The sequence below is a fragment of the Rhodoplanes azumiensis genome (assembly GCF_042682915.1).
GTDB classification, from domain to species: Bacteria; Pseudomonadota; Alphaproteobacteria; order Rhizobiales; family Xanthobacteraceae; genus Rhodoplanes; species Rhodoplanes azumiensis.
In genome coordinates, this window is the sequence record NZ_JBHUIW010000055.1 from 1 (window position 1) to 7,492 (window position 7,492).

The 7,492-nt window shown below is 72.7% G+C and carries 4 protein-coding genes; all 4 read right to left on the bottom strand.

The features are described from left to right. Window positions 1-186: 186 nt before the first annotated feature. Window positions 187-2,868 carry an AAA family ATPase gene (locus tag ACFSOX_RS23420; protein WP_378480233.1) on the bottom strand — a complete coding sequence of 894 codons (2,682 nt, stop codon included), beginning with the start codon at window positions 2,866-2,868 and terminating at the stop codon, window positions 187-189. 10 nt (window positions 2,869-2,878) lie between these two features. Beyond that, window positions 2,879-3,997 (bottom strand): metallophosphoesterase family protein, encoded by a 1,119-nt coding sequence (locus tag ACFSOX_RS23425; RefSeq protein ID WP_378480234.1) that lies wholly within the window; start codon window positions 3,995-3,997, stop codon window positions 2,879-2,881. Between the two features lie 297 nt (window positions 3,998-4,294). After that, window positions 4,295-6,457 (bottom strand): S9 family peptidase, encoded by a 2,163-nt coding sequence (locus ACFSOX_RS23430; protein WP_378480235.1) that lies wholly within the window; start codon window positions 6,455-6,457, stop codon window positions 4,295-4,297. A 233-nt stretch (window positions 6,458-6,690) separates the two neighbouring features. Next, window positions 6,691-7,395 carry a class I SAM-dependent methyltransferase gene (locus tag ACFSOX_RS23435; RefSeq protein ID WP_378480236.1) on the bottom strand — a complete coding sequence of 235 codons (705 nt, stop codon included), beginning with the start codon at window positions 7,393-7,395 and terminating at the stop codon, window positions 6,691-6,693. Between the last annotated feature and the right edge of the window lie 97 nt (window positions 7,396-7,492).

Sequence of the window (7,492 nt, forward strand, 5' to 3'; positions counted from 1 at the left end):
GCCTCCTGCCGCCCCGAGTCAATCCGTCGCAACAAGATCTGTGCATGCCGTAGCCCGCGCGCGGGGGAGAAGCGGGGAGGCGGGTGCCAAGTGCGCCGGCATTCGCGGCGTACCCCCCTCCCTGTCCGTCCCCCACAAGGGGGGAGGGAGCGCCAGGACCGACAGGCCTGCTGTGCCGGGCTTGTGTCATCCCTCGTCGGGCTCGATCGTCAGGGCTCGGCCGCCGCAGTTGAGGAAGGCGCGGCTGCGGCAGGTGAGGACGATCATCTGCTGCTTCTCGGCGGCCTGGGTGAGCACGTCGAACATCCGCTCGATGCGGTCGTCGTCGGAGAAGACGAGCGAGTCGTCGAGCACCACGGGCACGGCCTGGCCGCGCTCGGCGAGCAGCCGCCCGAGCGCCAGCCGCACGATGATGGCGACCTGCTCGCGGGTGCCGTCGGAGAGCTGGGTGAACGGCTCGCCGGCGCCCGCCCGGGTCAGCGCGTCGATCGAGAAGCCGGTGTCGAGCGCCGCCTCGGCGCCCGGAAACAGCGCGTGCAGATACGGCCGCATCGCGGTCTTCACCGGCCCGAGATAGCTGTCGCGGGCGGCACGGCGGCTCTCGGTCAGCGTGTCGCGCAGCAGCCGCAGCGCCGCCAGCCGGCGCTCGATCGCGGCGACCTCGGTCTCGGCGAGCGCGAGCGTCTCGGCGGTCTCGGCCTCGCGCTCGCCCAGGCCCTCGCCGCCCCGGGTGGCGACGCGGCCCTGCAGGTTGGCGATCTCGCGCTCGACCTCGGCGAGACGTTTCTCGCGACCGTCGATCGCCTGGGTCAGGCGCTTCACCCGCGCCTCGAGGGCGACACGGCTGTCGGCGGTCGGCACCGCGGCGCGCAGCTCCTTTGCCCGCGCGGCGGCGGCCTCGAAGCCGGCGCGGGCCTGCGCCGCGTCGGCGGCGAGCCGCGCCAGCCGGTCGACGCGCCGGTCGTCCGGGCAGATCGCGAGATCCTCGGCGAGCTTGCCCTGCTGATCGGCGAGGTCGAGCTGCGCCGCCTGCAGACGCAGCGTCTCGGCCTCCGTCTCGCTGCGCGCCGCGAGCACGGCCGACTGCGCGTCGGCATGGGCGCGGCGCAAGCGATCGCGCGCCGCCTCCGCCTCGACCCGGGCTCGCACCAGGGCGTCACGATCGGGCAGGGCGGTGCCGTCGAGGCCGGCCGCGACGCCGGCGTCGAGGCTCGCCTGCGCCTCCGCGAGCGCCCGTTCCAGCGCCGCGATGCCGTCCTCCTTGGCCCCCTTGGCAGGCACCGGCGCGATCGCGGCCAGCTCGGCCGCGAGGCCACGTCCCTCGGTCTGCAGATCCGCCACCTTGGCCCGGCGCTCGTGCGCCTCGGCGAGCGAGGCGACCCCGGCCGTGCGCAGCGCCGTGTCGAGCGCCTGCCGGGCGGCGTCGATCGCGGCGTCGTCGTCGGAGGCCGCCGGCACGACCTCGATCGTCGCGAGATCGCCGACCGCGATCGTCAGCGGCGTCACGGCGGCGACGTCGCGCGTGCCGTCCACCGTAGCGTCCGCGCAGGTGATGCGGCCGCGACCGGCCGGTGCGACCGTGATTCTCACCCGTGGCGCCTTCGCCTCGGCGCGGGCGCGGGCGGCATCGAGCGCCTGCATGGCGGTCTCGATCGCCTGGATGGCGTCCGCCGGGACCGCGATGGTCGTGATCAGATGCCTGATGCGGGCGATCGCCTCGCGCAGCTCGCGCGCCTGTCCGAGCCGCGTCGACAGCTCCGCCACGCGCTCGGCCTCGCGCGCCGCGATCTCCTGCCGCCGCGCCCGGTCGACGGTGCGCTCAGCCGCGGCGAGCTCCTTCGCAAGCGCCGCGAACGCCTGCTCCTGTGTCGCGAGGCGGGCCGCCTGGGCGGCCCTTGCGTCGGCCTGCTCGGCGACGCGTCGGGTCAGCGTCGCGATCTTGTCGCGGGTCTTGGCGATGCGCTGGTCGAGCCCGATCAGCTCCTCGTGGCTCTTGCGGGCGCGGTCGAGCGCCAGCTCGCGCTGCGCCACCTCGGTCTCGGCCTGCTGGGCCGCCTGCTCGGCCTTCACGGACTGGTCGCGCTCGGCGAGCGCCGCGTCGCGGTCGGACTTCTGGCGGGCGATCTCGGCCGGATCGGCCAGCATGTCGCGCTCGCGCAGCTTGTCGGCGAGCGCGGTCCGGTCGGCCTCGAGGCCGGCCAGCGTCGCCCGCAGCGATGCCAGCGTCGCCTCCGCCTCGGCGCGGCGGTCGAGGGCGGCCTTCCAGGCGCCGCCGACCTTGGGCTGGCCTCTGGCGGTCTCGTCCAATGCGAGCTGGTCGGTCACGCTTTTCAGCACGCGCTCGCCGCGTTCGCCCCCCAAGACCTCGCCGACCTCGGCCTCGATGACGCGGGACAGCAGGGCGCGGGTGCCGTCGCTCGGGGTCGCCGGGGTGAACGACTGGCCCTGCCGCACCCACAGGAGCCCGAACGCCGCCTCTTCGGCGGCCGAGGTGCCGGGCGAAAGATCGAGCGCCGTCCACACCGCCTCGTCGGCGGCGCGGCCGTCGGCGACCAGGGCGCCGTTCTTGAGGAGCTTGGCGCCGGTGGCGCGCAGGAACGACTTCTTCAGGAGAAACTCGGCGCCGCCGCGCTGGAAGCCGACCTCGACGCAGGCCGGCAGCTCCGCCCCGAGAGTCTCCAGCCGGCGGATCTCCTCGGTCTTGCTGCCGTGGCGGGCGAACAGCGCCAGCGTGAGGGCGCGGAACAGCGTCGACTTGCCGGCCTCGTTCGGCGCGCACAGGAGATTGAGCCCGGCGCCGAGGCCACGCACGACGTGGCGGGTGCGGAAGCGGCCGACGCCCGAGACGGCGAGATGCGTGATGATCATGACCGCGCCCTCACGCCGTCGCTTCGAGATAGAGGGCGAGCAGCGCGTCCTCGGCGATCTGCCGCTCGGCCGCCGTAAGCGCCGGGTCGGCGGCGCGCGCCTTCAGGCGCTCGGCGACCCGGCGCAGCACGCCGTCGAAGTCGATGCGCTCGAGGTCGGCGGCGTCGGGCCGGATGGCGAGCGACAGCGCCGTGGCGAGATGGAACACTGACGCCTGCAGCCGCTCCAGCCACTCGTCGAGCGTCCGGCGTGCCGCGATCGAGAGCGCACCGCCGATCTTCAGCCGCAGCACCAGCTTCGAGACGGGATCGTGCGCGTTGCGCAGCACCGCCTCGCGGGCGGCGAGCGTGTCGGTGTCGGCGAGGTCGAACGTGTCGGTGGCCCAACGATAGGTGCCGACCGGACGTGGCTCGACGGTCGGCGGGGCGCCGGCCTGCGCGATGCCGACGACGAGGGCGGTCCCGACCGGCTGGCTGTCGTGGCGGTCGGGCTCCGGCGTGCCGGCGTACCAGGTGCGCGGGCCGATCTGGCGGGTGCGGTGCCAGTCGCCGAGCGCCAGGTAGTCGAGGCCGGCCTTCTCGGCGCGGCCGGGATCGATCTGGTTCGCCGCCTCGCCCTCGTCGTCCGGCGTGCCGAAGCGGGTGACGGCGCCGTGGGCGAGGCCGATGCGGATCGCGCCCTCCGGGGTCGCGGTGTCGTCCATGCGGGCGGTGAGGTCGCGGGTCTCGTGCCGGCTGGTCAGCGGCGCGGGCAGCAGCACGGCGCCGTCGCCGAGGGCGACCGGCTCGGGCGAGACGTGGACGCGCACGTTGGCCGGCAGGCCGAGGGCGACGAGCCGCTCCCATGGCCCGCCCGGCCGATGGGCGTCGTGGTTGCCGGGCAGCAGGTGCCAGCCGACCCCCGCGAAGCCGCGCATGCGCTCGATGGGCGCGCGCAATGTCACGTTGGTCGGGCTGTCGCTGTCGAACACGTCGCCGGCGACCAGGACGTGGCCGCAGCCCTCGGCGACGGCGAGTCGGCCGATCGCTTCGACGGCGTCGAGCCGCGCCGCCCGGAACGCCTCCGCCTTGTCGCCGAAGCGGACGAAGGACTTGCCGATCTGCCAGTCGGCGGTGTGGACGAAACGCATGGACCCGCTCACCCTCGGTCATTCCGCGGCGCAGGCCAAAGGCCTGCGAATCCGGAATCCAGCCATCATGGCCGGGCCCGCGGCTGGATTCCGGGTCCGGCGCTTCGCGCCGTCCCGGAATGACGACGTTCGGCGAAGCGTGGGCGCGGCGCGCCGAATCGCGGCCGCGATCCTAGCGCATTCGCGGTTTGTTCGGTGGTGCCGGGCGCTGTTCGGGGACGCTGTCCACCGCCGAGACGGATCTCGTGGATGCGGCAATGCCTTCGGCCATCGAGCACCGGCGGGCCGAGCCGATATCTACCGCCCCGTCGCCCGCTCCGCCTGGGCCACCAGCCAGGCCATGATCTCGGCGCTCTCCTGCACGGTGCCCAGCCGGCCGGAGCGGCCGGAATGGCCGGCCCCCATGTCGGTCTTGAAGACGATCTCGCGGTCGTCGGTCTTGGTGGCGCGCAGCCGCGCGACCCATTTGGCCGGCTCGGCGTAGCGCACCTGGCTGTCGTGCCAGCCGGTGGTGACGAACATGGCCGGATAGGCCGTCGCCGTGACGTTGTCGTAGGGCGACCACGCCCGCATGCTCTCGTACTCGGCCGGGTTCTTCGGGTTGCCCCACTCGACCCATTCCAGCGTGGTGAGCGGGATCGACGGGTCCGACGTGGTCGTCACCACGTCGACGAACGGCACCTCGGCGACGATCCCGGCGAACAGGTCGGGCCGCAGATTGGCCGATGCGGCGACCAAGAGCCCGCCGGCGCTGCCGCCGCGCGAGAACAGGGCGCGGCGGTCCGCGTAGCCCTGCGCGACCAGCGCCTCGGCGACCGCGATGAAATCCGTGAAGCTGTTGCGCTTCATGAGGCCGCGGCCTTCGCGATGCCAGCGCTCGCCCTTCTCGTGGCCGCCGCGCACATGCGCCATCGCATGGACGAAGCCGCGGTCGATCAGGCTGAAGGCGTTCTCGTTGAACACCGGCCGCTGGCTGAAGCCGTAGGCGCCGTAGCCGACGACCAGGGTCGGGTTGCCGCCGGGCCGCTTCAGGCTCCTGCGCCAGACGAGCGTCACCGGCACGCGCTCGCCGTCCGGCGCGGTCGCCTCGATGCGCGCGACCGCATAGTCGTCGGGCCGGAACCAGCCGGTCGTCTCTTCGCGCAGCAACGTCAGCGTGCCGGCCACCATGTCGTAGTCGTAGGTGCGCTCCGGGATCAGCGGCGCCGAGAAGCGGAAGCGCAGCACGCGCGCGTCGGGCTCGCGGTTGCCGCCGAAGGCGCCGAAGAAGAACGCCGAGGTGGCGACGCCGATCCTCTCCGGCTGCGGCACCGCGGTGTCGCTGCGGTCCGACAACCGCATCACCCTGATGCCGATGCCGTTCTGGTCCTCCACGTCGTAGGCGAGGAAGTCGCGGAACGGCTCCATCCGGCGGATCACGGCGCCGCTCCGCTGCGGCACCAGCTCGCGCCAGTTTGCTGCGCCGGGCGATGCCTCCGGTGCCGTCATGATGCGAAAGTCGGGCGCGTCGAGATCGGTGCGCACGAACACGGTGTCGCCGGCGTGATCGATCTCGTAGCGTAGCCCCGGGCGGCGCGGCTCGACGACCCGGAATTCGCCCTCCGGCTGATCCGCCCGGAGCCAGCGGACCTCGCTGGTCAGCTCCTGGTCGCTCTCGATCAGGATGTAGCGACGTGATTTGCTCCGGCTCACGGCGACGCTGAAGGTCGGGTCGCGCTCCTCGTAGACCAGCACGTCGGTGTCGGGGGACGTGCCGATCCGGTGCCGCCAGACCTGATGGCCGCGCAGCGTCACGGGCTCGCGCCGGACGTAGAACAGCGTCGCCGAGTCGGCTGCGAAGGCGAAGCTCTCGGCGCCGTCGGTGATGCCCTGCTCGGTCACGGCGCCGGTCGCGATGTCGCGGACGAACAGCCGGTTCTGCCGGTCGCCCGTGAAGTCGACCATGAAGGCGACGCGCCGGCCGTCCGGGCTCGGCTGCCAGCGGCCGAGCCGGTACATGGCGTGGCCGGCGGCCAGCGCCGGCACGTCGAGCACGATCTCCTCGGCCGCGCCGGGGACGTCGCGCCGGCGCAGGATGACGGGATACTGGGCGCCCTCGGCGAAACGCCGCTCGTAGAGGAAATCGCCGTCACGATACGGCACGCTGGCGTTCGACGGGGCGTTGCGGGCCTTCAGCTCGCCGGCGATCTCGTCGATCAGGGGCTTGATCGGCGCGAGCCTGCGCTCCGCATAGGCGTTCTCGGCTTCGAGATGCGCCCGCACGGCGGGGTCGTCGCGGTTCGCCAGCCAGTCGTAGGGATCGGGCCGGTCTCGGCCGTGCTCGTGCAGGATCGTGCCGCTCTTGCGGGCGGCCGGCGGCCGCGCCTCGGGCGATTCCTCCGTTCCGGCGGATGGCGCGATCGCGGTCAGGCCGAGATAGACCGCCGCTCCGAGCACGATCGTCAGCAAGGTATGAGGCATTCGTCACCGCCGCCGTGACCCGCGCCTTGCGGGCCGTCGTTCTTCCGGAACACCGGAACTATGGTGGTTCCGGGGCGGTGCCGGAAGTCACGATCCTGCGTGTGCTGACGGCCTCGGTCACTCCGGGGCGCACCGACGGTGCGAACCCGGAGTCCAGACGCGAACTCTTCATGTTCGGCTGGATTCCGGGTTCGCTGGCTTTCGCCCGCGCTCCGGAATGAAGACCAGAGGGTTCAATTCCTCGGCCGAGCCCGGAAGCTGATGCGGGCCGGATTGTGCTCCATGTTGCCGGGCAGGCGCTCGGCCGTGAAGCCGGCCGTCGCGAGAATGTCGCGGAACTCGGCCTCGGTGTACTTGGCGATGCCGAGCTGCTGGCGGAGCTTGCTGTAGGAGGAGAGCGCGGTCCGCACGACGCCGACCAGCGCGGCGATCAGGAAGCCGTTGGCGGCGGCGTAGCGCAGCAGCGCGAAAAGGTCGCTCACCGCGCCGACGTCGGGCGGGATCACGTCGGCGACGATCAGCACGCCGTCGGGCGCGAGCAGGCGACGCCAGTCGGCGAGCAGACCGTCGAGACTATCGCGCGTCAGATACTGCACGACCGAGTTGGCGACGATCAGGTCGAACGAGCCCGGCGGCATCGCCTTCAGCTCCTCGGGGCTCGCGACCACGATGTTCGGCACATGGGCGAATCGCTCGGAGAGGTTCCGCCGCACGCTCGGCGCGGCGTCCGACAGCACCACGGTGCCGGCGACCTTCGCCACCGTGTCGGAATGCAGCGCCTCGCCGCAGCCGAAGTCGAGCACGCGCGCCTTCGGCCCCGGCACGAAGCCGGCGATCGCCGTGGCGATGTCGCGATAATGCACGTCGATGTGCCGCGCGTTCACGTAGATCGAGTGCGGGCTGTCCCAGAAGCCGATCCAGTCGCGGATGGTGGTCATGTCAGAGCCTGCTCCGATCTCTGATTCCGTCACGGCCGGGCGCGTCCCACGGCTGTCCGGCACGGATTGTGCTTGAAGAGGTGCACGGCATTGATTC